The 23,706-nt window shown below is 73.5% G+C and carries 22 protein-coding genes; 10 read left to right on the plus strand and 12 right to left on the minus strand.

Features of this window, described 5'->3' with window-relative positions; genetic code table 11:
* Positions 1 to 545 precede the first annotated feature (545 nt).
* Complete coding sequence (locus ACFVFH_RS21320; protein ID WP_383771532.1) at positions 546 to 668, minus strand: hypothetical protein; 123 nt, start codon at positions 666 to 668, stop codon at positions 546 to 548.
* A 736-nt stretch (positions 669 to 1,404) separates the two neighbouring features.
* Here ACFVFH_RS21320 and ACFVFH_RS21325 point away from each other — a divergent pair.
* The 3 genes from ACFVFH_RS21325 to ACFVFH_RS21335 all read left to right on the plus strand — a co-directional run bounded on the left by ACFVFH_RS21325 (position 1,405) and on the right by ACFVFH_RS21335 (position 4,029).
* Positions 1,405 to 2,490, plus strand: coding sequence for an NAD-dependent epimerase/dehydratase family protein (locus tag ACFVFH_RS21325; RefSeq protein WP_383770976.1), 1,086 nt, complete (start codon positions 1,405 to 1,407; stop codon positions 2,488 to 2,490).
* A gap of 61 nt (positions 2,491 to 2,551) precedes the next feature.
* Complete coding sequence (locus ACFVFH_RS21330) at positions 2,552 to 3,046, plus strand: NUDIX domain-containing protein (protein ID WP_383770978.1); 495 nt, start codon at positions 2,552 to 2,554, stop codon at positions 3,044 to 3,046.
* Positions 3,043 to 4,029: a mevalonate kinase gene (locus ACFVFH_RS21335; RefSeq protein ID WP_383770981.1), complete on the plus strand. Its 987-nt coding sequence runs from the start codon at positions 3,043 to 3,045 to the stop codon at positions 4,027 to 4,029. The genes ACFVFH_RS21330 and ACFVFH_RS21335 overlap by 4 nt, the downstream gene beginning before the upstream one ends.
* On the opposite strand, the gene ACFVFH_RS21340 is transcribed toward ACFVFH_RS21335, so the two are convergent.
* The 4 genes from ACFVFH_RS21340 to ACFVFH_RS21355 form a co-directional block, all read right to left on the minus strand.
* Complete coding sequence (locus tag ACFVFH_RS21340; RefSeq protein ID WP_383770984.1) at positions 4,011 to 5,111, minus strand: radical SAM protein; 1,101 nt, start codon at positions 5,109 to 5,111, stop codon at positions 4,011 to 4,013. The two genes, ACFVFH_RS21335 and ACFVFH_RS21340, sit on opposite strands and share 19 nt — an antisense overlap.
* A 65-nt stretch (positions 5,112 to 5,176) precedes the next feature.
* Entirely contained in the window at positions 5,177 to 6,031 is an 855-nt protein-coding gene (locus ACFVFH_RS21345) for a carbohydrate ABC transporter permease (RefSeq protein WP_383770986.1), read from the minus strand.
* Positions 6,028 to 6,942 (minus strand): carbohydrate ABC transporter permease, encoded by a 915-nt coding sequence (locus ACFVFH_RS21350; RefSeq protein WP_383770989.1) that lies wholly within the window; start codon positions 6,940 to 6,942, stop codon positions 6,028 to 6,030. The genes ACFVFH_RS21345 and ACFVFH_RS21350 overlap by 4 nt, the downstream gene beginning before the upstream one ends.
* Positions 6,932 to 8,227, minus strand: coding sequence for an extracellular solute-binding protein (locus ACFVFH_RS21355; protein WP_383770992.1), 1,296 nt, complete (start codon positions 8,225 to 8,227; stop codon positions 6,932 to 6,934). Before ACFVFH_RS21355 ends, ACFVFH_RS21350 begins: the two co-directional genes overlap by 11 nt.
* 313 nt (positions 8,228 to 8,540) lie before the next feature.
* Here ACFVFH_RS21355 and ACFVFH_RS21360 point away from each other — a divergent pair, with 313 nt between their 5' ends.
* Together ACFVFH_RS21360 and ACFVFH_RS21365 are read left to right on the plus strand one after the other, a co-directional pair.
* Entirely contained in the window at positions 8,541 to 9,719 is a 1,179-nt protein-coding gene (locus ACFVFH_RS21360; protein ID WP_383770994.1) for a serine/threonine protein kinase, read from the plus strand.
* 9 nt (positions 9,720 to 9,728) lie between these two features.
* The gene (locus ACFVFH_RS21365) at positions 9,729 to 10,481 is read left to right on the plus strand and encodes an HAD family hydrolase (protein WP_383770997.1); all 753 of its coding nucleotides are present in this window, start codon (positions 9,729 to 9,731) and stop codon (positions 10,479 to 10,481) included.
* Here ACFVFH_RS21365 and ACFVFH_RS21370 read toward each other — a convergent pair.
* Positions 10,429 to 11,898 carry a N,N-dimethylformamidase beta subunit family domain-containing protein gene (locus ACFVFH_RS21370; protein ID WP_383771000.1) on the minus strand — a complete coding sequence of 490 codons (1,470 nt, stop codon included), beginning with the start codon at positions 11,896 to 11,898 and terminating at the stop codon, positions 10,429 to 10,431. The genes ACFVFH_RS21365 and ACFVFH_RS21370 overlap by 53 nt on opposite strands.
* Positions 11,899 to 12,067: 169 nt before the next feature.
* On the opposite strand from ACFVFH_RS21370, the gene ACFVFH_RS21375 reads away from it, so the two are divergent.
* Together ACFVFH_RS21375 and ACFVFH_RS21380 are read left to right on the plus strand one after the other, a co-directional pair.
* The gene (locus tag ACFVFH_RS21375) at positions 12,068 to 12,928 is read left to right on the plus strand and encodes a class I SAM-dependent methyltransferase (protein ID WP_383771003.1); all 861 of its coding nucleotides are present in this window, start codon (positions 12,068 to 12,070) and stop codon (positions 12,926 to 12,928) included.
* Positions 12,929 to 12,937: 9 nt separating this feature from the next.
* Positions 12,938 to 13,720, plus strand: coding sequence for a GNAT family N-acetyltransferase (locus ACFVFH_RS21380; RefSeq protein ID WP_383771006.1), 783 nt, complete (start codon positions 12,938 to 12,940; stop codon positions 13,718 to 13,720).
* 78 nt (positions 13,721 to 13,798) lie between these two features.
* On the opposite strand, the gene ACFVFH_RS21385 is transcribed toward ACFVFH_RS21380, so the two are convergent.
* The 3 genes from ACFVFH_RS21385 to ACFVFH_RS21395 all read right to left on the minus strand — a co-directional run bounded on the left by ACFVFH_RS21385 (position 13,799) and on the right by ACFVFH_RS21395 (position 15,874).
* Entirely contained in the window at positions 13,799 to 14,893 is a 1,095-nt protein-coding gene (locus ACFVFH_RS21385) for a hypothetical protein (RefSeq protein ID WP_383771534.1), read from the minus strand.
* A 91-nt stretch (positions 14,894 to 14,984) separates the two neighbouring features.
* Positions 14,985 to 15,254, minus strand: coding sequence for a hypothetical protein (locus tag ACFVFH_RS21390; RefSeq protein ID WP_383771009.1), 270 nt, complete (start codon positions 15,252 to 15,254; stop codon positions 14,985 to 14,987).
* Between the two features lie 272 nt (positions 15,255 to 15,526).
* On the minus strand, positions 15,527 to 15,874 hold the full coding sequence (locus ACFVFH_RS21395; RefSeq protein WP_383771012.1) for a DUF6204 family protein: 348 nt from the start codon (positions 15,872 to 15,874) through the stop codon (positions 15,527 to 15,529).
* Between the two features lie 238 nt (positions 15,875 to 16,112).
* Here ACFVFH_RS21395 and ACFVFH_RS21400 point away from each other — a divergent pair, with 238 nt between their 5' ends.
* Positions 16,113 to 18,083, plus strand: coding sequence for a DUF5107 domain-containing protein (locus tag ACFVFH_RS21400; RefSeq protein ID WP_383771015.1), 1,971 nt, complete (start codon positions 16,113 to 16,115; stop codon positions 18,081 to 18,083).
* A gap of 31 nt (positions 18,084 to 18,114) precedes the next feature.
* On the opposite strand, the gene ACFVFH_RS21405 is transcribed toward ACFVFH_RS21400, so the two are convergent.
* From ACFVFH_RS21405 to ACFVFH_RS21415, 3 genes are all read right to left on the minus strand, one after another.
* On the minus strand, positions 18,115 to 18,474 hold the full coding sequence (locus ACFVFH_RS21405; protein WP_383771018.1) for a VOC family protein: 360 nt from the start codon (positions 18,472 to 18,474) through the stop codon (positions 18,115 to 18,117).
* Between the two features lie 60 nt (positions 18,475 to 18,534).
* On the minus strand, positions 18,535 to 19,344 hold the full coding sequence (locus ACFVFH_RS21410) for a class I SAM-dependent methyltransferase (protein ID WP_383771021.1): 810 nt from the start codon (positions 19,342 to 19,344) through the stop codon (positions 18,535 to 18,537).
* Positions 19,345 to 19,595: 251 nt separating this feature from the next.
* Positions 19,596 to 21,113 (minus strand): bifunctional phosphatase PAP2/diacylglycerol kinase family protein, encoded by a 1,518-nt coding sequence (locus ACFVFH_RS21415; protein WP_383771024.1) that lies wholly within the window; start codon positions 21,111 to 21,113, stop codon positions 19,596 to 19,598.
* 334 nt (positions 21,114 to 21,447) lie between these two features.
* Between ACFVFH_RS21415 and ACFVFH_RS21420 the strand changes: the two genes are divergently transcribed.
* Complete coding sequence (locus ACFVFH_RS21420) at positions 21,448 to 22,299, plus strand: SMP-30/gluconolactonase/LRE family protein (protein ID WP_383771027.1); 852 nt, start codon at positions 21,448 to 21,450, stop codon at positions 22,297 to 22,299.
* Between the two features lie 138 nt (positions 22,300 to 22,437).
* Positions 22,438 to 23,673 (plus strand): aminotransferase class I/II-fold pyridoxal phosphate-dependent enzyme, encoded by a 1,236-nt coding sequence (locus tag ACFVFH_RS21425; protein ID WP_383771030.1) that lies wholly within the window; start codon positions 22,438 to 22,440, stop codon positions 23,671 to 23,673.
* Positions 23,674 to 23,706: the final 33 nt, after the last annotated feature.

The following is a 23,706-nucleotide window of genomic DNA, read 5'->3' on the forward strand; positions in this document are numbered from 1 at the left end:
GACCGTCACCCGCGGATCGGCGGAACGGAGCGGCGTCAGGTCGATCACGGCCGCGTGCCGCTCGCCGAGGTCGGCCAGCCGGCGCGCGAGATGGCCGCCCAGCGGACCCGCCGCCCCGTGCCAGACCGGACCGTCCGGCCGTCGCGGGCGGGCGCGGAGCCCGGCGGCGGCCTCCCGCCCGGCCAGGAGCGCCCGCCGCGCCACCTCGGCCAGCGGCTCACGGCGGTCCGCGATGTGCTCCTCCGTACAGGCGTTGCTGATGCCGCCCGCACCGATCGTCGCCACCGACTCCTCGTACGCCGCCGAGGCCGCGGGCGGCTCGGGGAGCCCGGTGCGGGCGGCCTCGAAGCCCATGGCCAGGGCCGTCAGCCAGGTCCCCCGCACATCCGCCGCCGCGCCGGGGCCGGGCGGGCGCAGCAGCGCGGCGGACAGCCCCGCGCCCCGGAGGTACTGCTCCGCGTCCAGGTGCAGCCACCGCTGCGGACCGGGTTCCCGGACCCGTACCGCGCACTGCGCGACACCGTGCTTGAAGAACGGCAGCACGGTCAGACCGGTGAGGGTGTCGCCCTCCCTCCCGGGCCGGTCGCCCGGCACGAAGCACACCGAACGGCGCGGGCCCCGGAAGGCGTTCCCGGAGATCGAGCCCCGGTCCTCGTGCTCGGCGAGATTGGGCACCGCGACGAAGCGGGGGACGCCCTGGGCGCTCAGATAGCGGTGCATCAGGATGTCGTCCGGCCAGCCGCCGAGCCGCTGCCTGCCGTACGCGACGAACCCCTCGGCGTACCGGCGCGGCAGCACGATCGCCACGCACGGGAAGTACTCGTTGACGGCGCCGACCCAGCGGGCCCCCGCCATCGCGCCCAGCCGCACCGCCGCCCCGTTGCGGGAGTCCCAGAGGGCGAACAGCGCCAGCGCCGCGTCGGGTTGTTCCTCGATCGCGCACCGCACCCGGTCGAGAAAGGATTCGGACAACACCATGTCGTCCTGGACCACCAATTGATGTGTGGCCCCGTCCTCGATCGACGACCATGCGGCGAGCGCCGTGCGCAGCACCGACGGAGTGCCCGTGGGATCGGGGTCCATGACCACCCGCAGCAGGCCGGAAGGGACACTCCGGGCCATTTCCTCCGCCGCGGCCAGGCGTCTGGGATGGGTCATGACCACCGCGCTGAGCCGTTGGCGTGCCATACGTCCTCCCTGGGTCCGGATCGGCCCGGACCGTACCCGACATCCGTCCAGGACCCGGGTCCGCCAGCCGGATTCGGACAGTACGGGTGGCGCCGATGCCCCGCAAGAGTGCCGAAATGGCCCTCTGGCAGGCGGGCGGTCGGCCCGTGATGCTGGGCCCGGCACGCCAGGCCCACCCACCGCGTGCACCTCCCCCGACGCCGGAAAGAGGCTGTCATGCCCGCGTTACCTTCCTCCACCGCCGCCGCCACCGAGGAGACCGTCCGCTCCCGGCTCGACAAGCTCCGCGACGCCCGCGTCGTCGTGACCGGCGGCGGCGGACTCGTCGGCAGCAGGCTGGTCGCGCTGCTCCGCGGCGCCGGAGCCGACGTCACCGTCCTGGACCGCATGGACGCCTACCCCGAGTCCGGCCACGAGACCTTCGGCGTGGCACGCAGCGGCGCCCGGCTGGTCGTCGGCGACGTCCGGGACGCCGACACCGTCGGCGCGCTGCTCGCCGAGGCCGACTTCGTGGTCCACGCGGCCGCCTACGCCGACGTCGCCGCCTGCACCCGGCGCCCCGACATCGCCTTCCGCGCCAATGTCGAGGGCACCCAGGTCGTCCTGGAGCAGGCCGCGCGGCACCCGGTCCAGCGGCTCGTGCTGGTCTCCTCGGCGTCCGTGTACGGCAATGGCGCCCCCGGCGTCGAGGGGCCGCAGGTCTTCCACGAGGACATGCCCCTCAACCCGGTGTCCGTGTACGCCAACGGCAAGCTCTGGGCGGAGCACCAGACCCGGCTGATGCTCGACGCCGCCAGCGGCACCGAGTACGCGGTGGTGCGCTACTTCTCCGTGTACGGCGACCCGCAGATCCCCAAGCCGGGCAGCCACTCCTGGATGGTGCCCTGGCTCTCGCTCCAGGCGCGTCTCGGCCGCCCCATGCGGCTCAACGGCGGTGGGAACCAGGTCCGCGACCTCATCCACGTCGACGACGTCGCCGAGGCCACCGCGCTCGCCCTGACCGAGGAACAGATGGCCGAGCAGACCGTGAACGTCGGCACGGGCCGGCCCACGTCGGTCCGCGAGGTCGCCGATCTGATCGCCCCGTACTTCCCCGGCGCACGGCAGATCGTCACCCCCCGCCCGGAGGGGGACCCGCTCGGCGGCTACGCCGACGTCGAGCGCTCCCGCGAACTGCTGCGCTGGCAGGCCCGCATCGGGGTCCGCGAGGGGGTGGACCGGTACGTGCGGTGGCTGCTGGCGACGCCGGAGGCCATGCCGCGCTGGCTGTCCGAGGAGTCCGGGAATCCGGAAGGGGCGTGACACGCTGCGCACGGACGGCCCCCCGGGGCGCACGTACCGCGACGGAGGCGACACGGACACGATGAGCTACACCGGTTCCTACATCTGGTCGCTGCGCCAACGGGTCGGCCCCAGGAAACTGCTGGTCCCCGGCGCGCAGGTGCTCCTGATCGACGCCGAGGGCCACGGGCTGTTCCAGCAGCGCGCGGACACCGGGGTCTGGGAGCTCCCGGCCGGTTCCTGCGAGGAGGACGGCGACTTCACCGACGCCGCGGTCCGCGAGGTCGCCGAGGAGACCGGCCTGCGGGTCGAGCGGGACGACCTGGTGGCGTTCGGGACGCTCTCCGACCCGGACGTGCACACCCTGACCTACCCCAACGGCGACGTGACGCACTGCTTCGCGCTCTGCTTCGTCGCCCGGCGCTGGGCGGGGGAGCTGTCGCCCGGCGCCGACGAGGTGCGCCGGGCCGTGTTCCGGCCGCTCGACGCCCCGCCCCGGCCGCTGCACCCGCCCACGGAGGTGGTGCTGTCCATGTACGAGAGATTCCGCGTGGAAGGAAGGTTCCAGGCCCGGTGAACCCCATACATCCGATACGCGCGACGGTGCCCTGCCGGGCCTGCCTGTCCGGTGAGGACCTGGACTGGCTCGGCGGGGGACGGTCGGTGAGTCTGGCCCTCGGTCTGATGACGACCGTGGAGGTCGGCCCCGGCCCCGCCCCGGACGAAGCGGCCGAGGAAGGCTGGCAGCGGGAGGTGTGGGGGTTCCTGCGCGCCCGGCTGCCCGGACTCGCCCCGAGGCCGCCCGCCGTCACGGTACGCAGCGAGGCGCCCGCGGCGAGCGGCCTGTCGTCGTCCACGGCGCGGATCGTGGCGCTGTTCCGGGCGTTCGCGGACACCTCCCTGCGCGGGCGGCGCGTCTCCGACGCCACGATCACCCGGTGGGCGTACCAGTTCGAGTTCGCCGTCTTCAACGGCGGCGGGATGGACCACCTCGCGGTCGTCGAGGGCGGGGCACTCCTCCTCGACGGCCGCGAGCGCGGGCTCCCCGTCGTACGCGACCGCCTGGAACTCCCCGAGCGGTGGCGGGTGATCGTCGTGGACTCCGGCACCCGCAAGGACACCCGGCACCACATCCGGGACGTACGGGCGCAACTCGCCTCCGGCGACCCGGCGCTGGCCGCCTACCGGTCGGCGGCCGACGAGGCGTCGGGCCGGGTGTGGGAGGCGCTGCGCCGCCGGGACCTGCCGGAACTCGGGGCCGCGATGACCGCCGCCCACGAGGCGATGCGCGACCACCAGCGGATGTCGACGCCGCTCCTGGAGGAGCTGCGGGCCGTCGCGCTGCGCACCGCCGGGCTCCCGCTGAAGCTCAGCGGGGCCGGCGGGGGCGGTGCGCTGGTCGGCGTCTGCCCGGCGGACGAGGCGGCGAAGACGGCGGCCCGCCTCGCACGGGCGCTGCTCGGCTCCCATCCGGGGGCCCGGGTCGTGGCCACCACGGCGGCCCCGGGCGCCCGGCGGGAGCCGGTACCGGTGGCGGGGGGTCAGATGAAGGGGTCGTAGTCCTGCCCGTCGGGGAGTTCGCCGGTTCCGCGGGCGATGCGCTCCAGCTCCAGGTTGGAGCGGTGGCGCGCGCAGTGGAACCGGCAGTCCCGGCTGGGGTCGACGATTCCCCGGCGGTCCGCGTCCTGCCAGATGGTCGCGAGGTCGTCGGTGACGGCGTCGCCGATCTTCGCGAGCGGGTTGCCCCGGTGGTACGAGCAGACGTACACGCCGGACGGGGTGATCAGCGTGCGGAGTTCGGCGACCCGGCAGCGGTCGTACTCCTTGGGCTGGACGGCACCGACGTGGCCGCGCAGCGAGGTGAGGGTGGAGGAGTTGACGAGCTGGAAGCTCTCGCTCTCCAGCCGGGCGGCCTCGGCGAGCTGACGGTCCACGGACTCCAGCATCTCGCCGGGGACCTGCACGATGTGGTGGTCGTCGTCGAACATGGCCTTGGTCTCGAAGTAGTCGCAGCCGATGTCGTGGGCGAGTTCGGCGGCGCGCAGCACCTCGTGGTGGTTGGTCACGGTCGGCCCGCCCGGCTCCTGACGCGACATCACCAGGAAGGAGTAGCCGAGCGCGCCGGTCTTCTCGGCGGCGAGTAGCCGCATGTTCCCGATCACCTTGTCGAAGACGCTGCGGCCCTTGCGGTCGGGCCGGAACAGGCCGTACGTCCCGGCGGTCCCGGCGTCGACGGAGACCCGGACCCAGGTGGCGTACCGGGCGAGCTCGGTGAGGTTCTGCTCGATCATCGTGCCGTTGGTGACGACTCCGACGGCCAGGCCCGCTTCGCCGAGGATGCGTAGAACCTTGCGGGTGCCGCGATGGGCGAGCGGCTCCCCGCCGCCTATGAGGACCACCGCCCGTACGGACATGGCGACGAGTTCCTCGGCGAGCGAGGCGAGCCGTTCCGGGGTGAACCGGCCCTGGTTGAGGAGCTTTCCGCTGATGCACTCGGGGCAGGCCAGATCGCAGAACGTGGTCGGGTCGAGGTCCACGACCAACGGCGCGGAGGAGGGTTCGCCGGCGGCGGCCTGGAGGATCCGGGGCCAGCCCGTGGGCTGGTAGAGCTTGGAGACGAGGTCGAGACGGTCGTGCGTCACAGGGTTCTCCTCCGTGGGATGTACGGGTGTCGGCGGGTCGCGCCGGTGCCGCGGTCGGCTGTCGCTCAGCCCTTGACCGCACCGGTGGCCAGTCCCGCGGCGATCTTGCGCTGGACGGCCAGGAAGAAGATGACGACGGGCAGGGCGGTGAGCGTGGCGCCCGCCATCAGCCCGCCGTAGTCGGTGCCGAAGCTGGTCTGGAAGGAGACCAGCCAGATGCTGAGGGTCTGCTTGTCCGGGGTGGACAGCAGCACGTAGACGAGGACGTACTCGTTCCACGCCTGCACCATCGCGAAGACGGAGGTCGCCACCAGCCCGGGGGCGAGCAGCGGCAGGACGATGCGGACGAAGGCGCCGAGCCGGCCGCAGCCGTCGACCATCGCCGCCTCCTCCAGCTCCGCCGGGATCGCGGCGATGAAGCCGTGCAGCATCCATACGGTGAACGGCAGCGTGAAGACGAGGTAGACGAGGATCACGCCGCCCAGGCTGTCGGTGAGACCGGCGTCGTTCAGCAGCAGGTAGACGGGGATGATGAGAGCGGCGAGCGGGATCATCTGGACCGTGAGGATCACCACGACGAACGCCTTGCGGCCGGCGAAGCGGAAGCGTGCCAGGGCGAACGCGGCGAGGGTGCCGACCACGAGGGAGACCAGCACGGTGCCGAGCCCGATGACGGCGCTGGAGCGGACGTTGGGCCAGAAGGTCTCGGTACGCATCGCGCGGGCGAAGTTGTCGAGCGTGGGGTGGCTCGGCCAGAACTCCGGCGGCAGGCTGAGGATCTCGGTCGCGGGACGGAACGCGGTCAGCACCATCCAGTAGACGGGGAAGCCGAGGAGGGCGGCGACGAGCAGGCCGAGAAGGTCGTAACGGCGCCGGGGCCGCCGCACGGCCGTCGCGCCGTGCCCCTTCCGTGCTCTCATTCGGCCTCACCCAGCCTCAGCATCTGCCGCAGGTACACGACCGCGCCGGCGAGCAGCAGGACGACGGTGACCAGGGCGATCGCGGCTCCCGTGCTGTAGCGGTTGACCGCGAAGGACTCGATGAAGGAGTACACGCCCAGCAGGTAGTACTCGCGCTCCGGCTGGCCGCCGCGCATCAGCCAGATCTGGTTGAAGACGCCGAAGTCCCAGATCGCCATCAGGGTGGTGACCATCACGAAGAGGGGCTTGATCGCGGGGAAGGTGACATGGCGGAAGAGCTGGGACGGGCGGGCGCCGTCGATGAGCGCGGCCTCCTCCAGCTCCGGCGGGATCTGGGTGAGGGCCGCGTGCAGGCTGACCGCGGCGAACGGCAGCGCGCCCCAGACGACGACCGCGGCGATCACGGCGAAGCCCTGCCAGGGGTCGGTGAACCAGTTGTGCCGGGCGAGGTCGGCCCCGGGCAGCGTCGACAGGAGCCAGTTGACGAGCCCGTAGTCCGCGTCGAAGAGCCAGCGGAAGATGGCCGCCGCGACCATCACCGGCATCGCCCACACCGCGACGAGCACCGCGGCGAGGACCGCGCGCACCCAGGGCGAGATCCGTCGCATCAGCAGCGCGACGAGCAGGCCGGTCCCCATGGTGAGGCAGACGCAGACGAGGGTGAACAGGGCCGTGCGGCCCACCACCGTCCAGAAGAACCCGTCGCCGAGGATCGTCCGGAACTGTCCGAGACCGGCCCAGGGCGGCGCCGCCCCGCTGAACAGCTCCTTGCGGGTCATGTCCTGGAACGCCAGGGTCACCATGTCGACCAGCGGATAGCCGAGGACGACGAGCAGGGCGAGGAAGGACGGGGCGATGAGCAGATAGGGCAGGCGGGGGCGCGGCCTGTGCCCGGCCGGATCAGCGCTCATTGATCACCGCGTCGATCCGGTGGTCCGCCTCGCGCGCCGCGTCCCGCACGGACGCCTTCCCGGTGGCGATGCGCTCCAGCATCTCGGGCAGGACGTTGGACTTCTCCACCGAGGTCCACCCGGGGGCGAGCGGGGTGACCCAGCCGCGCGCGGCGGCCTGGGCGGCCGGTCCGTTGATCCCTCCGGCGGCGACGTCGGCGAGCTGCACGGTGTTGTTCGGGAGGGTGTTGGCGGCGATCAGCTTCCGCTGCGACGCGTCGTCGGTGAACAGCCGGATCCAGTCGGCGGCCAGCTCCTGGTTCCGCGACTTGGCGGGCACGGCCAGGGTGGAGCCCCCGAGGAACGGGGGGAGCAGCTTCCCGGAGGGGCCGGGGAAGGCGAAGGTGTCGAACTTGCCCTTGAGGCGCGGGTCGCCCCCGGAGCGGGCGTCGGCGGCGGCCTGCGCCTCCCAGGTGTTGCCGTAGAAGACGCCGACCTTGCCCTGCCCGACGACGGCCGGCTGGTCGCCGTTGTCCTTCGCCCGGTCGCCGACGTAGTAGTCGTCCAGGAGCTTCTTCCAGGCGGTCAGACCGGCCACGGACTTCGGCGAGGAGAGGGCGCCCTGCCAGCGGCCGTCCTTCTCCACCGCCATCTCGCCGCCCGCGTCCTTGACGAAGCCCATGGCCGCGTACCAGTAGCGGCCCGGCATGTAGAAGGCCGAGAAGCCGGGGTCCCCGGCGCCGTACTTCGCCTTGAGCCGGTCGAGGTCGGAGATCAGCTCGGGATAGGTGCGCGGGGCGCGGGCGATCCCGGTGTCCTTGAAGTAGTCGGTGCGGTAGACGCCCACGCGGGCGCCCGCGTAGTAGGGCACGCAGTACGTCCGCTCGTCGTGGCGACACGCGTCGGCGAGGGCGGGCAGCCACTGCCCGGAGTGGTCGAAGCTCTTCGGGTCCAGCGGTGCGAAGGCTTCGTTGACGATGTAGTTGGTGGTCTCGCTGTTGCCCATCTCGACCACGTCGGGCACGTTCCGGCCCGCGAGGACGGCGTCCAGCTTCTGGTTCTTCGTCGTCCACTGCTGGTACTGGACGTCGACCTTCACACCGGGATGCTTCTCGGCGAACCGCGCGTTGGCGGAGGCGACCATCTCCGGCCAGCTCTCGCGGGCGTCCACCGTCAGCCACACCGTCAGATCGTCGCCGTCCGCCCGGCCGCCCGAAGTGCCGCCCTCCCCCGAGCCGCAGCCCGTCACCGCGAACAGCAGCAGGGCCCCCAGGACCGCGGATCGGCGGGGCAGGCGCAATGTCATGGATTCCTCCGTGCGGGATTCATCGAGGCGTACGGGACTTCGACGACGGTCTTCTGACTACCCCGCGGAAGGAGGCTCCCCGCCGCGACACGGAGTTTCGGCCGGAAGACGGCGGTGTGCTTCCCGCGAAGGGCCCAGCGTTCCGCCGCTGCGCTGGGCCGATGCCGGGCGGTGACCGGGGGCGGCCACCGTAGTCAAGCCACGCTGACGCGAATGGCACGGTGGGTAGCCGAGTGGCTCTTGACGGTGATGGTGCGGGACACGCAGTTTTGGCCCCTGCGGCACTCCACGACCCCCATCGAAGGGCTTGTACGTGACCGAGCAGAGCACCACCACGTCCGACACCTCCGCCCCCGACGGCTCCGAACACCCCGTGCGGGTCAACGCCTGGAACGGCTGGGACCCCCTGCGGCACGTGATCGTCGGCCGTGCGGAGGGCACCGTGGTGCAGGCCCCCGAGCACGCGGTCCGCCGCGACTACCCCGACGACGGCTTCCCGCTGGGGACGTACGGCCCCATGCCGGCCGACATGGTGGCCGAGGCCGACCAGCAGCTCGACGACTTCTCGGACATGCTGCGGCGGCGCGGCATCCGGGTGGACCGCCCCACCCCGGTCGACTTCACCCGCGAGGTGTCCACCCCGGAGTGGACGCACGACTCCATGTTCGGCTGCATGCCGCCCCGGGACCTGCTGCTCACGGTCGGCAACGAGGTCCTCGAAGCGACCATGTCGTACCGCAGCCGCTGGTTCGAGTACCTCTGCTACCGGCCGGTGCTCCAGAGCCTGTTCGACGCCGACGACCGGATGCGCTGGGAGGCCGCGCCCAAGCCGCGGCTCACCGACGCCTCCTACCGGACCGGGTTCTGGGACACGTACAACGACCTGCCGACCGAGGAGCAGCTGGCCCGGGTCCGTGACTACGACCTGGTGCTCACCGAGGCGGAGCCGCTCTTCGACGCCGCGGACGTGGCCCGGTTCGGCAAGGACCTCTTCGTACAGCTCTCGTTCGTCACCAACAGGAGCGGCTACGACTGGCTGCGCCGCCACTTCCCCGACCACCGGGTGCACGCGGTGACCTCGACCAACACGCATCCGCTGCACATCGACGCCACCTGGGTGCCGCTGCGGCCGGGCCTCGTGCTGCACTGCGGGGAGCGGCTCGCGGACGCCGAGCTGATGGAGTTCTTCAAGCTCAACGACTGGGAGATCGTGGAGGCCGTCCAGCCGGCCAGCTGGGACCATCCGCCCAAGCTCTCCTTCTGCAGCCCGTGGCTCGCCGGGAACATGCTGAACCTCGACCAGAACACGCTGTGCGTGGAGGAGAAGGAGGTACGGCTCGCCGAGCAGCTGTCCTCGTACGGGTTCGAGATCGTGCCGGTGCCGTTCCGGGCGGTCGGGCCGTTCGGCGGCGGGCTGCACTGCGCGACCGTCGACATCGAGCGGGACGGCACCCTGGAGGACTACTTCCCGCACCGCTACGGCCGGTTCTAGGCGCGTCCCGTGGCGGTGACCGACAGGACCGGGGCGGTCGTCCTCGACTTCTACGGGACGCTCGTACGGATGGTGGAGCCGCTGCCGCCGGACCACCGCACCATCTTCGCCCGCCGGGGCCTGGCGGCACAGGGCGAGCTCTGGGGCGACCAGTGGTCGGTGGGCCCCGGCGAGGGCGAGGAGCACACGGCGCACTCGGGCGACGAGACGGCGTACGTGACCTGGGAGCGCGACCGGCTGCGGCGCCGCGCGCGGGCCTGCGGGGTGCCGGAGGCCGCGCTCGACGCTCTGGTCGACGAGATCGACCGGGCGATGAAGGCGGTCCGGCTCGCCCTCTACCCGGACGTGCCCGGGGTGCTCGCGGAGCTGCGGGCACGCGGTCTGCTGATCGCGGTGTGCTCCAACTGGTTCTGGAACCTGGAGGAGTGCGTCGGGTCGGTGGGGATCGGCGGGGCCGTGGACGTGGTGGTGGGTTCCGCGCGTGCGGGGGCCCGCAAACCGCATCCGCTGATCTACCGCACGCTGCTGGAACGCTGCGCGCTGCCACCGGACCGGGTGCTGTTCGTCGGGGACATGTGGGTGCCCGACGTGCTCGGTCCGCTGGCGGCGGGGATGCGGGCGGTGCATCTGTGGCGGCCCGACCGGGCGGTGGACGGTGTCGCGCCGCCCCTGCCGGACGGGGCGGCGCGGATCACCGGTCTGCGCGAGCTCATTCCGGCAGCGGACCCCGGTGGCGGAGACGGTCGAGGAGGTTCCGGGTGACCCGGACGACGGCCGGGTCCTGTTCGTGTCCGCAGACCACGGGCCAGTCGGTGGTGCCCGCGGTGAAGACGGTGCCGCCGGCGGTGTGCAGGCCCATGGTGGCGGCGCGCGGGCTGCTGATGGCCGACTCGCGCACGGGGCCGTTCCAGTGCCCCCACTTGAAGTGATGGAAATCCTCGTGCACCGGTTCGAGGACGTGAATTCCGAGAATGAGGAAGGAGTCCGGAGTTCCGTCCTCCCCGGTCGCGCGGGCGATTCCGTCCGCGTCGTAGGAGAACGCGGCGCCGTCGCATTCGTATCCGATGAGAGGTGTGCCCGCACCCAGCCGGTCCGCGGTGCCGCCGCCCGACCCGTCGCGCAGTCCGGTGCCCTCGTAGACCCAGTGGTCCGCGTGCTGCACGGTGTATCCGACACGGGGGCGGTCGCCGGGCCATTCCGTCGCGGGCCACATCCCGCCGTTCCGGAAACTCACTCCGGTCAGGGTGTTCTCCGGCCTGCCGACGCCGTCGGGCGCGGGTGTCCACCACTGGTCGGTGGCGGGCAGATGAGGATATTCCTCGCCGACGTGGTGGTCGGTGTCGGAAACGAATGCGGTGTTCCGGTCCGTCGGATGCACCCGCCACCAGCAGGTGTTGGCGCTGAAGAAGGCGATGTTCCCGCCGTCGCCGACGAACCGCTCCGCGTGACCGCGCATCGCCGCGCTCCAGTATTCGTCGTGGCCGACGCTGAGGAGCAGGTCGTACGGGGCGAGCAGGCCGGGATCCTCGTGGAGATCGAGATCGGTGCAGTACTCGACGGGGTAGCCGTGGCGCTCCAGCCAGGCGATGAAGGGGGCGTCCCAGTAGGCGAGGTCGACGACGCCCCCGGGACGGTGGAGACTGACCTTGTGACCTCGGGGTTCACCGTCGCCACCGGCCCGGTGGACCGGGTGGTCGTAGAGACTGACGGCCCGCTCCAGACCGGGCCGGTCCGAGCGGTTGTAGGCGTGCCGGGTGAAGGTGGACTTCTTGTAGAGGATGCGGGAGAGGCTGCCGGGGACGCGGGGCCGTACGACGAAGAACTCGCGGGCATGCCCTTCGAGATCCGCCCCGCCGAGCGGGGGAGGATTCTCCGCGCGGCCCGGTCCGCATTCGATGAATTCGACCAGATGGATTCCCGGCTGCCAGTCCTCCGGAACGGGAAGCGCGAGCGGCGGCCAATTCCAGTCGTCGGAGGGCGAGGCGAGCCCGGGTAATCCATCGGGATGGCCGGGCGGGGCGTGCTCGGCGCCCGGGTATTCCCCGGATTCCCCGACAGGTACGAGTTCCTTGCCGAGCCGGTAGAAACGAAGACGGAACCGGGGGGCGTCGGTGGAGATATGAAGTGTCACTTCTCCGCCGACGGTGACACTTTCACGCCCGAGATATCCCTCAATCATGCCGCTCATGCTAGGCAGCCGCCGCGCGGACGACAACGGTGCCGCCAACCGGCCATACCGTCCTCTGTTTTCGGACACGGTGAGAGGGGCGGGACTCTCCGTCCCCGCACCCGGGTAGGGAAAATCCGGAAAAGACGCGGGGTCGTCCGTCGATCGATGAGGGGCTCGCATGAGCAATGAATTCCACGGTGAATTCCGTGTACGGGAACTGGTGCTGGGTATCGAGGGGCTCGCGCTGCTGCGCCACGCCGTGGACGGTGACGAGACGTTCCTCCGCGAACGGGTGGCCGAGATGCGCCGCTTCGTCCTCGACGAGGAGAAGCTTCCGGACGGCGGGGCCCAGGTCAGTGAGCTCGACGCGGCGGCGGGCTACGCGTCCTGGTCCGCGGTGTACGACTCGCTGCCCAGCTCGTACATCGAGGTGGAGGAGCCGGTCGTCCGCACGATCCTGGACGGCCTCGCGCCCGGAACGGCGCTGGACGCCGCCTGCGGCACCGGCCGGCAGACCCGGGAGCTGACCGCACGGGGCCACCGGGTGATCGGCGTCGACCAGTCGCCGCACATGATCGAGAAGGCCCGCGAGCACACCCCGGGCGCCGAGTACCGTCTCGGGCACCTGGACGCCCTGCCGCTCGACGACGACTCCGTCGATCTCGCCGTCTGCTCACTGGCCATGACACACCTTCCGGACGTCGCCCCCGCCGTGGCGGAGCTGGCCCGGGTGGTGCGGCCCGGCGGGCGGATCGTCGTCACGGACATGCACCCGTTCGTGATCGCGCTCCAGGGCCAGTGCCTCTTCGTGCACGGCGCCGAGGAGCTGGCCTTCGTCCGCAACCACGTCCATCTGGCCGGACACTACCTGGAGGCGTTCGGGCGCGCGGGGCTGCGGGTGCGCGGCTGCCACGAGCCGCTGTTCAACGGACGCCTCGCGCCCGGCGGTTACGAGGAGTTCATCGCGGAGGCGGCCCTCGCCGCCTGGGAGGGGCTTCCGATCGTCGTCGTCTGGGACGTCGAGGTCCCCGCCCGGTAAGGAGACAGCATGGCCCTGGCACTGATTCGACACTCGGAACGGCCCGAGCTGTGGGACCGGATCCCCGAGCGGTTCGCCGGCGTGGTGCCCGAGTACAACCTGCACGGAGATATCAACGGCGACTACTGGAACCGGCTGTTCGACGACTTCCCGGAGTTCCAGTTCCTGCTGTACGACGACGAGCGCGACACCATCGCCGGGGCGGGCCGCTCGCTGCCCCGCACCTGGGACGGGACCGCGGCGGACCTCGGTCCGGGTCTGGACGACTCGATCGCGCGGGCCTTCGCGGACCGCGACGCCGGGCGCGCCCCGGACGCGCTGTGCGCGCTGGGCATCGAGGTCGCCGAGGACCACCAGGGCAGGGGTCTGTCCAAGGTGCTCCTCGACGCGATGTCGGAGACGGCGCGCCGCGCCGGTCTGGGGACGGTCCTGGTGCCGGTGCGCCCCACCTGGAAGGACCGGTACCCGCTGGTCCCGATCGAGCGGTACGCGGCGTGGACCCGGGACGACGGGAGCCCGTTCGACCCCTGGATCCGGACCCAGGTGGGCGCGGGCGGCACCCTGGCGGCGGCGTCCGCGCGCTCCTCCCGGATCACGGGGACGGTCGCCGAGTGGGAGAGCTGGACGGGCCTGGCCCTTCCGGAGGACGGCGAGTACGTCTTCCCCGGCGGCCTCGCACCGCTCCGGGTCGACCGGGCGCGGGACCTGGCCGCCTACTGGGAGCCGGGTGTATGGATCACGCACCCGGCCGGGGCCGCGCGGACCCGGTCCGCTCCGGACGACGGGCGCTGAGGGCTGTCGTCGCACTCCCGGCGGGGTGCGACGACGGCTGCCTCCCCGGCTCCCGGCGGCGTCCGGGCGCCGGGCCCCTCAGTCGAGCCGCTCTCCGGCACGGACGGCCGTCCACGCGAACGCGGCCATCGCGCGGACCTCGTCCGGACCCGCCTCGGGGCGGCGTTCGGGCGGGAGTCCGGCGGGTCCGGCCGTGGCGACGGCGGAGTGCCGCAACCGGTCGAGCGCCTCCGCGGGCACGCCGTCCGGCAGCGGCCCCAGGCCGCGCGCGGCGTGCGCCGACTGCCGCCCGAGCAGCAGGCAGTGGGTCCACAGCTCCGTCGCGAACGCGCGGCCGAAGGTCCGCGCCACTTCTTCGGCGAGCTCCTCCGGCAGATGCGCGTCCCGCGCGGCGCCGACCGTCTCCTCCGTGAGCCCGGTCGCGGGCAGGGCGTCCCGCCAGCGGTGGTGGCCGCGCCCGCCGTCGGCGCCGTGCTCCTGCCCGACGAGCCGGATGTAGCCCTCGCCGTACCGCATGTAAGGGACCCAGCCCGGCTCCTCCAGTACCCGGCCCCGGTCCAGCAGCGGCGCGGCGTCCGCGGCGGAGGTGGGACAGACGGCGAGCCGGATGCCCTGGGCGGCGTGGTCGTTGATGCTGGTCGTGCCGATGTGCTCGACGACGTTGGGCACGGCGAGCAGGCTCATCCGGCCCCGCTCCCGGAAGAAGACGGAGAGCAGTTCGTCGTCATGGCGCTCGGCGCTGTCACGGGCGTACGCGCGGAACGCGGCGGCGCTCGCGGCGGGCAGGCAGACGGCGAGGGACGGCGTGAACTCGTCCGGGACGGCGCGCACCCAGGAGGCACCGGCGAGGGCGGCGAGACGGGCGGCGGCGCCGTTGCGCGCGTGCCAGTTGGTGTAGAAGACCAGCGCCTCGTCGGGGAACCGGGCGGCGGCACGGGCGACGATCTCCAGGAGTTCGGGGGGCGCGTCGACGTCGTCCTGGACGACGAGGTGGTGGCCGGCCGCCTCCGGGTCCGCGGCGGCCCAGGCGACCAGGGCGGTGCGCAGGGCGGAGGGCGGGCCCTCCGGGGCCGGGTCGAGGGCGAGACCGCCGAGCCGCAGCCGGTCGGCGAGGTCCTGGGCCTGAGCGAGGCGTACGGGGTGGGTCATGACGGCCGAACTCACATGAGGCATGGTCACACGGCGCTCCTCGGCAGGGATGGTCGTCGGTCATGCTCGCAGAGCGCGGACGGACGGGCCCCGGGGTGCCGGGAGTTTGGCCGGATCAGTAGCGGTGACGCGCGGTCCAGTGGGAACGGGCGGCCGGCTCGCCGTCGGCGGAGAACCGCACGGCGTGGTGGTGGCGGGGGCCGGGGGCGTCGTCGCCGGGGGAGACCGGGGACGGCCGGAGTCCGCGCAGGAGAAGGAAGGCGGCGAGGAGCCAGGACAGACCGATGACCGCGTCGGCGTACACCAGGACGGCGAGCGGTGGGGCACCGACGCCGTGCACGGCCACCACCGCGAGGGCCGCGAGGCCGCTCCCGGCCGTGAACAACAGGCACCTCGGGGCTGGCCGCACTGTGAACACCTCTCGTCCGCCGTACCACTTCCACCAAGTGAACGGCAGACAAACGTTCCCTGTGACGCTCCATTCCGGCCAGGCTGTTTCCGCCACGGCGCGGAGGCGGCCACGCGTCGCGCCCGCGCCACCCGCCGGGCACCGGCTCATGCGGACGAGCGGTCCGGTCGGCCGGCCTCCGCCGGGCGCCGGCGCGCGGCGCCTCCGGCCCCCCGGCGCGACCGGTGGCCGCCGCCGCGGGCCTGCGATCAGGCCGCCCCCGTACCGCGCCGGCCCTTGTAGTTGATCTTCATGGCGTCCATGTCCGTCACCGTGGACCGCAGGGCGCCGTGGCCGTACCCCCGCTCGTTCAGAAAGGTCTCCGCGCGGTCCTCGGCGATCGCACCCGCCATCTCCTCGCCGTCGTCGGAGACCACCACGTACCGGAAGCTGAAGTGCTTGAGCACACGGTCGTACGCGAGCGAGCCCTCCTCGGTGAACTGCATCGCGCTCAGCCCGTGTCCGTCCACCTCGGACAGCAGCCGGGTCCGGGCCTCGTCCGTCAGGCCGTCCCAGGTGCCGCGCACGATCACTCGGTAGGTGTGCTGCGTGCTCATCGTGTTCTGCTCCGCGTTCCGTCCGTGTGGCGCACCGGCCACCGCCATGGGTCGTCGGGGCCAAGGCTACGGCGGTACGGGCGGGGCGCATCCGTATTTTCGGGCGGCGCCGGGAACGCCCCGGGGCCTTTGCCGAAGTCTGACGGCAGTGCCCCTGGCCCGGCCGCTGCCCAGCGTGTTCCATGGTCATCGGGGACGCCCGGACCCGCGGCGTCCCGTGCGAGGGAGCGAGGTTGTCTTGGCCACGACCGTACGACGTGCCGTACTGACTCTGCCCGCCGCGCCACTGGGCCCGGAGAATCCGCTGCCCGCGTTGCGGCCGCTCGACGAGATGCATGTGATCGACGACCGCGACCGGGCGGCGCTGCCGCGCGACATGGCACGCCAGATCGGCTACCGGCCGCTGACCACGGTGCTGCCGGTGCGCGTCCTCGACGGCTACGGCCGTGAGCGGACCCCCACCGGTCTCGACGCGATCGTCATCGAGAACGACCGGCTGCGGGCCACCGTCCTGCCCGGACTCGGCGGGCGGATCCACTCCCTCCACCACAAGCCGACCGGCCGCGAACTGCTCTACACCAACCCCGTGCTCCAGCCCGCCGACTTCGCGCTCAACGGCGCCTGGTTCTCCGGCGGCATCGAGTGGAACATCGGTGCCACCGGCCACACCACGCTCTCCTGCGCCCCGCTCCACGCGGCCCGCGTCCCCGCGCCGGACGGGGGCGAGATGGTCCGTCTCTGGGAGTGGGAACGGCTGCGCGACCTGCCGTTCCAGGTGGACCTGTGGCTGCCCGCGGACTCCGACTTCCTGCACGTGGGCGTACGGATCCGCAATCCGCACGAACACACCGCCCCCGTGTACTGGTGGTCCAACATCGCCGTGCCCGAGGGCGAACGCACCCGTGTCCTGGCCCCTGCCGACGAGGCGTGGCACTTCGGGTACGAACGGACCCTGACCCGGGTCCCGGTGCCGGTGAGCGGCTCCGTCGACCGTACGTACCCGCTGCGCGGCGACTTCCCCGCCGACTACTTCTACGAGGTGCCCGACGGCGCCCGCCGCTGGATAGCCTCGCTCGACGAGGACGGCCACGGACTCGTCCAGACCTCGACCGATCTGCTGCGCGGCCGCAAGCTCTTCCTCTGGGGCGGCGGCGCGGGCGGGCGGCGCTGGCAGGAGTGGCTGACCGAGCCCGGCACCGTCGGCTACGCCGAGATCCAGGCCGGACTCGCCCGCACCCAGCTGGAGCACGTCCCCCTGGAACCGGGCGCCGAGTTCAGCTGGCTGGAATCGTACGGGCCGCTGTCCGCGGACCCGGGCACCGTGCACGGCGAGGACTGGGCGGCGGCCCGCGCCGAGACCGAACAGCGGCTCGCCGAGGCGCTGCCGCGCGCCGACGTCGAGGCCGCCCACGCCGCCTGGCGCCGCTGCGCCGACACCGAACCAGGCGAGTCGCTCGCCACCGGCTCGGGCTGGGGCGCGCTGGAGGTCCGGCGGGGGAAGTACGAACTTCCCGGCACCCCCTTCGCCGACTCCACCCTCGGCGAACAGCAGCGGCCCTGGCTGGAGTTGCTGGACCACGGCACCTTCCCGGCGCCGGACCCCGCGGTGCCGCCCGGCCCCTCCCTGGTCTCCCCGCACTGGCGCGACATGCTGGAGACGGCTCCCGCCGAACCCCTCACCGAATACCACCTGGGCGTCGCCCAGTGGCATGCGGGCGACCGCGCGCAGGCGGTGCGCAGCTGGGAACGCGGACTGGCGCTCGCCCCGTCCCGCTGGCCGTTGCTGAGGTGTCTGGCCGTCGCCGCCGAGGAGGGCCGTCAGTGGGGCCGGGCCGCGGACCTCTGCGGCGAGGCGTTCGACGCGCTGTGCGCGGAGCGCCGCGACGAGGACGAGGCATGGACGGCGGCCGCGGCGGCACTGGGCCGGGAGGCGATGGAGGCCCTGCTGAAGGCGGGGCGCCCCGCCGGGGTCCGGGCCGTGTGGACGGCGCTGCCCCCGGCGGTCCGGCGGCGCGGCCGCTTCCGCCTGCTGGAGGCCCGGCTGCTGATCGCCGAGGGCGACCGGGCGGCCGCGCGGGCCGTCTTCGACGAGGGCTTCGAGGTCGCGGATCTGCGCGAGGGCGCGGAGATCCTGGACGAGGTGTGGGCCCGGATCACCGACGACCCGCTGCCCGACATGTACAACTACCGGATGCGCCCCAGGAGTTGACGGAGGTGTGATCCCGTCCGCCGTCCGGCCCTCACGGGCCGGTCGGCAGGCTCCGGTCGGCGTACTCGAAGACCGAGCCGTCCGGGTGCACGGCGATCAGATTGCGGCCGACCGGCGTCGGCACCGGACCCGCCAGGATCCGGGCACCGACGCGGGTCAGCGCGGCGTGCGCGTCGTCGACGTCCTTCACCGCGATCGTCGCCGTCACCTTGCGCAGGATCTCCAGCTCCGCCTCCGGGCCGCTCATCAGGAGGAAGCAGCTGATCGCGGCGACCGACACCCCGCCGCGCTCGAAGCGGAGCGCCGAACCGCCCGTGAGCTGCTCGTAGAAGACCACCGCGGCCTCCAGGTCGTCGACGCAGATACGGAGCGTGGTTCCCAGAATATCCATGCACGCAAGGGTAGTTGGCGGCCCATCGGCGCGTGATCGATTCGGGGAGGCCGGGCGGGCTCAGACCCGGCAGAGCAGCTCGCCGTGCGGAACCATGAACCAGGCGTCGTCCCCCGTGCCCCACTCGCGCCAGGCGGCCGCGATCTCCGCCAGTTCCCCGGCGCTCGCGTGACCGCCCGCGACGGCCATCTCCGTGTACGTCGAACCGACCGTGCGGTCCGCCCACATGCCGCTCCACCAGGTCCGGCTCTCCGGGGTGGCGAAGCACCAGCTGCCGGTGGTCGGGGTGATGTCGGTGAACCCGGCCCGGCGGGCCCAGGAGAGCAGTCGGCGGCCCGCGTCCGGCTCGCCGCCGTTGGCGCGGGCGACCCGGCGGTACAGGTCCAGCCAGTCGTCCAGCCCGGGAAGCTCCGGGTACCAGGCCATCGCCGCGTAGTCGCTGTCGCGGACCGCGACCACGCCGCCGGGGCGGCAGACCCGCCGCATCTCGCGCAGCGCCCGCACCGGGTCGCCCACGTGCTGGAGCACCTGATGGGCGTGGACGACGTCGAAGGAGTCGTCGGGAAAGTCCAGCGCGTGCACATCGGCGACGGCGAAGTCGACGTTGTCCAGGCCGCGTTCGGCCGCGACCCCGGCGGCCTGGGACAGGATCTCCTGGGCGGTCTCGACGGCGGTCACCCGGCCGGGAGCGACGAGCGCGGCGAGGTCGGCGGTGATGGTGCCCGGTCCGCAGCCGACGTCCAGCACGGTCAGGCCGGGGCGGAGCTCGTCGAGCAGATGGGCTGCGGAGTTGGCGGCGGTGCGCCAGCGGTGCGAGCGCAGCGCCGGTTCCTGGTGGCCGTGGGTGTAGACGGCGGTCTCCTTCGGCATGGCCGTGGATCCTTCCTCGGGGCGCGGAGCCCGAACGCGCGCCGCGCGAAGGGCTGATCGTCGGCTCCACCGTACGCGCCGATGTCGAATATTGAGATATGCGTCTTGCGATACGGACGCCCCTCGGGGTCGCCGGTGGCCGTCGCGCGGGAAGGCGGCCCGGTCGGCGGGCACGGGAAGGGCGGCCGACCCGGCGTCGGCCGCCCCGGTCCGTCCGGCTCGTCCCGGCACGGCTGCTCCCCGAAGCTCTCTCAGACCGGCATGGGGCAGTACACCGTCAGCGCCTCCGGGAGCTTGTCGAGCACCAACGCCTCCTGGCTGTAGGCGACTTCGCCGTCGAACGCGTAGGGGGTGCCGGGTGCCAGACCGGTGATCCGGATCCGGCGGCGCCGCTGCGCCGCGTGGACGGGGGAGCGGGTGAGCGGCCCCGCGACGGCCGCGGCGAGCAGCCGCAGCCCCGGCACACGGCCGCCGTGCACCACCCGCACGTCCAGCAGCCCGTCCGCGAGGTTGTGCCGGCGGCCCGGCGCCGGGCCCACGCGCTGGAACATCCCGTTGCCCACGAACAGCAGCCACAGCGGACGCCGCCGCCCCTCCACCTCCATCTCCAGCGGACGGTCCCCGCGCAGCGCCTTCCAGGCCGCGAGCACACCCGCGGGCCAGCCTCCGATCCTGGGGGACCAGTGCTCACGGGCCCGCACCAATTCGGGGTAGACGCCCAGGCTGAACGCGTTGAGGAAGTAGCCGTGGGCGCCACCGGGCCCCTCGGGTCCCGGCCGGAAGCGGCCCAGGTCGACCCGGACCGCGTCGCCGGCGACCAGCGCCGTACAGACGTCGTCCACGGTCTCGATGCCCAGGTCGTAGGCGAAGTGGTTCAGCGTCCCGCCCGGGAACACTGCCAGCGGCACCCCGTGCACGGCGGCGACGGCCGCGGCCCGGTTGACCGTGCCGTCCCCGCCGCACACCCCCAGGACCCTGCCCCGGCCCGCCGCCTTCTCCAGCTCGGCGGAGAGCTCCTCCGGGGCGCACTCCACCACCTCGGCGTCCGGCAGCGCGCCGCGTACCTGGGAGGCCGTCGCCGTGGCGGTGCCCGACTCCTGGTTGACCACGACCACCAGGTCCTTGCCGGTCGGCAGCGCGGGCGCGTGTGCGGGCGGGCGGCCCGGAGCCGGCAGCTGACCGCGGGTCGGCACGACTCCGCGCAGTGCCAGCGCGGCGCCCACACCGATCACCGCGCCGGCCAGCACATCACTCGGATAGTGGACCCCGGTGTAGACGCGGGACGCGGCGACGGAGAGGGCCAGCGGCGCCACGACCGCGCCCCAGCCCTTCGATTCGAGGGCCACGCCCGTGGCGAACGCCGCGGCCGACGCGGCGTGCCCGGAGGGGAAGGAGGTGGTGAACGGCTGACGCGCGAGCCGCCGGACCACCGGCACGGCGTCCAGCAGCGGGCGCTGTCTGCGTACCGCGCTCTTGCCGAGGATGTTGGTCACGGCCGAGGCCACGCCCAGCGAGGCGACCCCGCGCAGGGCGGCCCGCCTGGCCCGCGCACTGCCGCCCAGGGTCGCGAGCCCGGCCGCGGCCCCCAGCCACAGGAGTCCGTGGTCGGCGCTGCGGCTCAGCCGTGGCAGCACCGGCCCCGCGCCCGGCCAGTTCCGGTGGGCCAGCCCCCGGAACACGGCGAGATCGCGGCGGTGCAGCACATCGCGGAGCGCGGTGGACGACGGGACGGTGAACGGGAGGCGCGAAGCTGAGAACGGTGCGGACATGGGACAGCGCATACCCCGCCCGGCCGCGCCGAACCAGCAGGCGCGCGGGCCGTGCCGCCGGATCGCCCGCGCGCGGACCACGCACGGACCGTCCGCGCACCCGTCCGCCGAGCCCCCGCCGGTACCGGCCACCGGGGGCGAACCCCCTGACCGGCCCCCCTTGCCCGGCCCCCGGTCCCGCCCGGCCGCCGCTGCGGTGCCCTGGCCGCACGTCTACGCTGAGCGCGTGATTCCGGTGATCCGCCGGACCGAGGAACACGAGGGGGCCGACGGTCCCCGCGGCCGGAGCGCCGAAGGCGATCCGGCCGGTTCGGACACCACGAGGGGCGAGACAGTGAGCGGCACAGACCTGGACGTGGCCGTGGCCGAACAGGCCGAACTCGGCGAGGGGCCGACCTGGGACGCGGCCGCGGGACGGCTGATCTGGGTCGACATCGTCTCCGCCCGCGTGCACACCTACGACCCGGTGAGCCGCCGCCGCACGGTGATGGCGACCGAACAGCACGTCGGCGCGGCCAAGCCCCGCGCGGGCGGCGGACTCGTGGTCAACCTCCGCGACGGCATCGGCCTGTACGACCCCGACGGCGCCTTCCGCTGGCTGGTCCACGACCCGGTGCCGGGACGGCGCGGCAACGACGCCGCCATCGCACCGGACGGGGCGCTGTGGGCGGGCAGCATGCGCTACGACGACGCGCCGGACGGAGGCGGTCTCCGGCGGATCGCGGCCGATGGCGCGGTGACCCCGGTGCCGACCGCGGTGACGTGCGGCAACGGCATCGGATGGAGCCCGGACGGGCGGCTGATGTACTTCATCGACACCCCCACGCGCCGCGTCGACGTCTTCGACACCGACGGCGAACACGCCGTGAACAGGCGCCCGTTCGCCACCATCGAGGACGGGGCGGGCTTCCCCGACGGACTGACGGTCGACGCCGAGGGGGCCGTCTGGGTCGCGCTCTGGGACGGCGCGGCGGTGCGCCGGTACACGGCCGACGGCGCCCTGGACCGGACCGTCGCGCTGCCGGTACGGCGCCCGACCGCCTGCGCCTTCGGCGGCGTCGGACTGCGCGACCTCTACATCTCGACGGCCCGCACCGGGCTCACCGCCCCGCACCCGCTGTCCGGTTCGCTGCTCGTGCTGCCCGACGCGGGACACGGAACGCCCCAGCCGGTCTTCGCGGGCTGAGCCCGCCCCGGCGGCCGGCCGTCGCGCCGTCGGCGGGCGTGGCCGGCCGAACCCTCGTATAAAGGGCCCTGAGTGCACAGGGCCCTGAGCGCGAGACCGGCGCGACAGGGCGACGGGGCGGCGGCGAAGGAGGCCCGGATGGCGCGGCAGCGGACCGGACGGGGCTCCGTACGCGAGGACCGGGGCCCCGTCCGGTACGGGCCGCCCGCCCCGGACCCCGGTCTGCCCGTGCTGCCGGAGCTGGCCGAGGTGCTCGCCTCGGCGGCGGCCGGCGGCGAACCCGAACCGACCGGTGGCGGCCCCGCGCTGCGCGCGGCCGCGGCCGCCTACTGGGAGCGGCGCGGGCTGCCCGGCTCCCCGGAGCGCATCGCCGCGGCCCCCGGCGCCTCGCCGCTGCTGCTCGCGCTGATCGCCGCGCACGGCGGCGACGTCCTCATGCCCCGCCCCTGCACGGCCACCTGGATTCCGCAGGCCCGGCTGCTCGGCAGGCCCGCCTACCAGGTGCCGACCCCGGCCGAGTGCGGCGGTGTGCCCGATCCCTACGCGCTCCTGGAGACCGTGCGCAGGGTGCGCGCCGAGGGCGGCCGCCCCCGGCTGCTGCTGATCTCGGCCGTCGACGACCCGACCGCCACCGTCGCCCCGCCCGAGCTGGTGCGCGAGGCGTGCGAGGCGGCGGTCGCCGAGGGGCTGCACGTCATCAGCGACGAGACCTGGCGCGACACCCTGCACCGCCCGCACGACACGGTCCTGCTCAGCCCGGCCGAGATGTGCCCGGACGACGTCACCGTCGTCTGCGACCTCGCCGGCGCGCTGACCCCGTCCGCCTGGCCGGTCGCGGTCGCCCGGTTCCCGGACACCGGACGGGCGGCGGTCCGCCACGCCCGTACGCTCGACATCCTCACCGCGCTCGGGGCGCACGTCACCGGGCCGGTCGCCATGGCCGCCGCGCACGCGCTGCGCGAACCGGCCGCCGTGACGGAGCGGGTCCGCCGGGCCGCCGCGCTCCAGGCCCGGGTCGCCGCCGCGGCCCACCGCGCGGTCCTGGCGGCGGGCGCGCTGGCCAGGCCCCCGCAGGCGGGCCGCCACCTCTACGCCGACCTCGGCCCGCTCAGATCCCGGCTGGCGAGCCGGGGCGTCACCGACTCCCTGGAGCTGGAGGAGTACCTGACGGAACGTCTCGGAGCCCCGACGCCGGGCGGGCACCGGTTCGGCGACGAACTGGGCGCGCTGCGCGTACGGCTGGGCACCGGGACGCTGCTCGGGTCCACCCCGGAGCAGCAGCTGGAGTCCCTCACCGCTGTGGCGCCCCTGGAATTGCCGCACGTGGCCGAAGCCCTGAGCATTTTCGGGACGGCCCTCGACGAACTCCGCTGAGCGACCGCGAGACACGCGAGACAGGAGTCTCCC

It is taken from the genome of Streptomyces sp. NPDC057697 (genome assembly GCF_042799335.1).
Classification (GTDB): domain Bacteria; phylum Actinomycetota; class Actinomycetes; order Streptomycetales; family Streptomycetaceae; genus Streptomyces.

Excerpts from the sequence above, each read along its gene's own strand:
- ACFVFH_RS21355 (WP_383770992.1), bottom strand. The coding sequence starts at position 8,227 with ATGACATTGCGCCTGCCCCGCCGATCCGCGGTCCTGGGGGCCCTGCTG.
- ACFVFH_RS21395 (WP_383771012.1), bottom strand. The coding sequence starts at position 15,874 with ATGAGCACGCAGCACACCTACCGAGTGATCGTGCGCGGCACCTGGGAC.
- ACFVFH_RS21405 (WP_383771018.1), bottom strand. The coding sequence starts at position 18,474 with ATGGATATTCTGGGAACCACGCTCCGTATCTGCGTCGACGACCTGGAG.
- ACFVFH_RS21330 (WP_383770978.1), top strand. The coding sequence starts at position 2,552 with ATGAGCTACACCGGTTCCTACATCTGGTCGCTGCGCCAACGGGTCGGC.
- ACFVFH_RS21350 (WP_383770989.1), bottom strand. The coding sequence starts at position 6,942 with ATGAGCGCTGATCCGGCCGGGCACAGGCCGCGCCCCCGCCTGCCCTAT.
- ACFVFH_RS21385 (WP_383771534.1), bottom strand. The coding sequence starts at position 14,893 with ATGCCTCATGTGAGTTCGGCCGTCATGACCCACCCCGTACGCCTCGCT.
- ACFVFH_RS21380 (WP_383771006.1), top strand. The coding sequence starts at position 12,938 with ATGGCCCTGGCACTGATTCGACACTCGGAACGGCCCGAGCTGTGGGAC.
- ACFVFH_RS21425 (WP_383771030.1), top strand. The coding sequence starts at position 22,438 with ATGGCGCGGCAGCGGACCGGACGGGGCTCCGTACGCGAGGACCGGGGC.
- ACFVFH_RS21345 (WP_383770986.1), bottom strand. The coding sequence starts at position 6,031 with ATGAGAGCACGGAAGGGGCACGGCGCGACGGCCGTGCGGCGGCCCCGG.
- ACFVFH_RS21370 (WP_383771000.1), bottom strand. The coding sequence starts at position 11,898 with ATGATTGAGGGATATCTCGGGCGTGAAAGTGTCACCGTCGGCGGAGAA.
- ACFVFH_RS21415 (WP_383771024.1), bottom strand. The coding sequence starts at position 21,113 with ATGTCCGCACCGTTCTCAGCTTCGCGCCTCCCGTTCACCGTCCCGTCG.
- ACFVFH_RS21375 (WP_383771003.1), top strand. The coding sequence starts at position 12,068 with ATGAGCAATGAATTCCACGGTGAATTCCGTGTACGGGAACTGGTGCTG.
- ACFVFH_RS21325 (WP_383770976.1), top strand. The coding sequence starts at position 1,405 with ATGCCCGCGTTACCTTCCTCCACCGCCGCCGCCACCGAGGAGACCGTC.
- ACFVFH_RS21410 (WP_383771021.1), bottom strand. The coding sequence starts at position 19,344 with ATGCCGAAGGAGACCGCCGTCTACACCCACGGCCACCAGGAACCGGCG.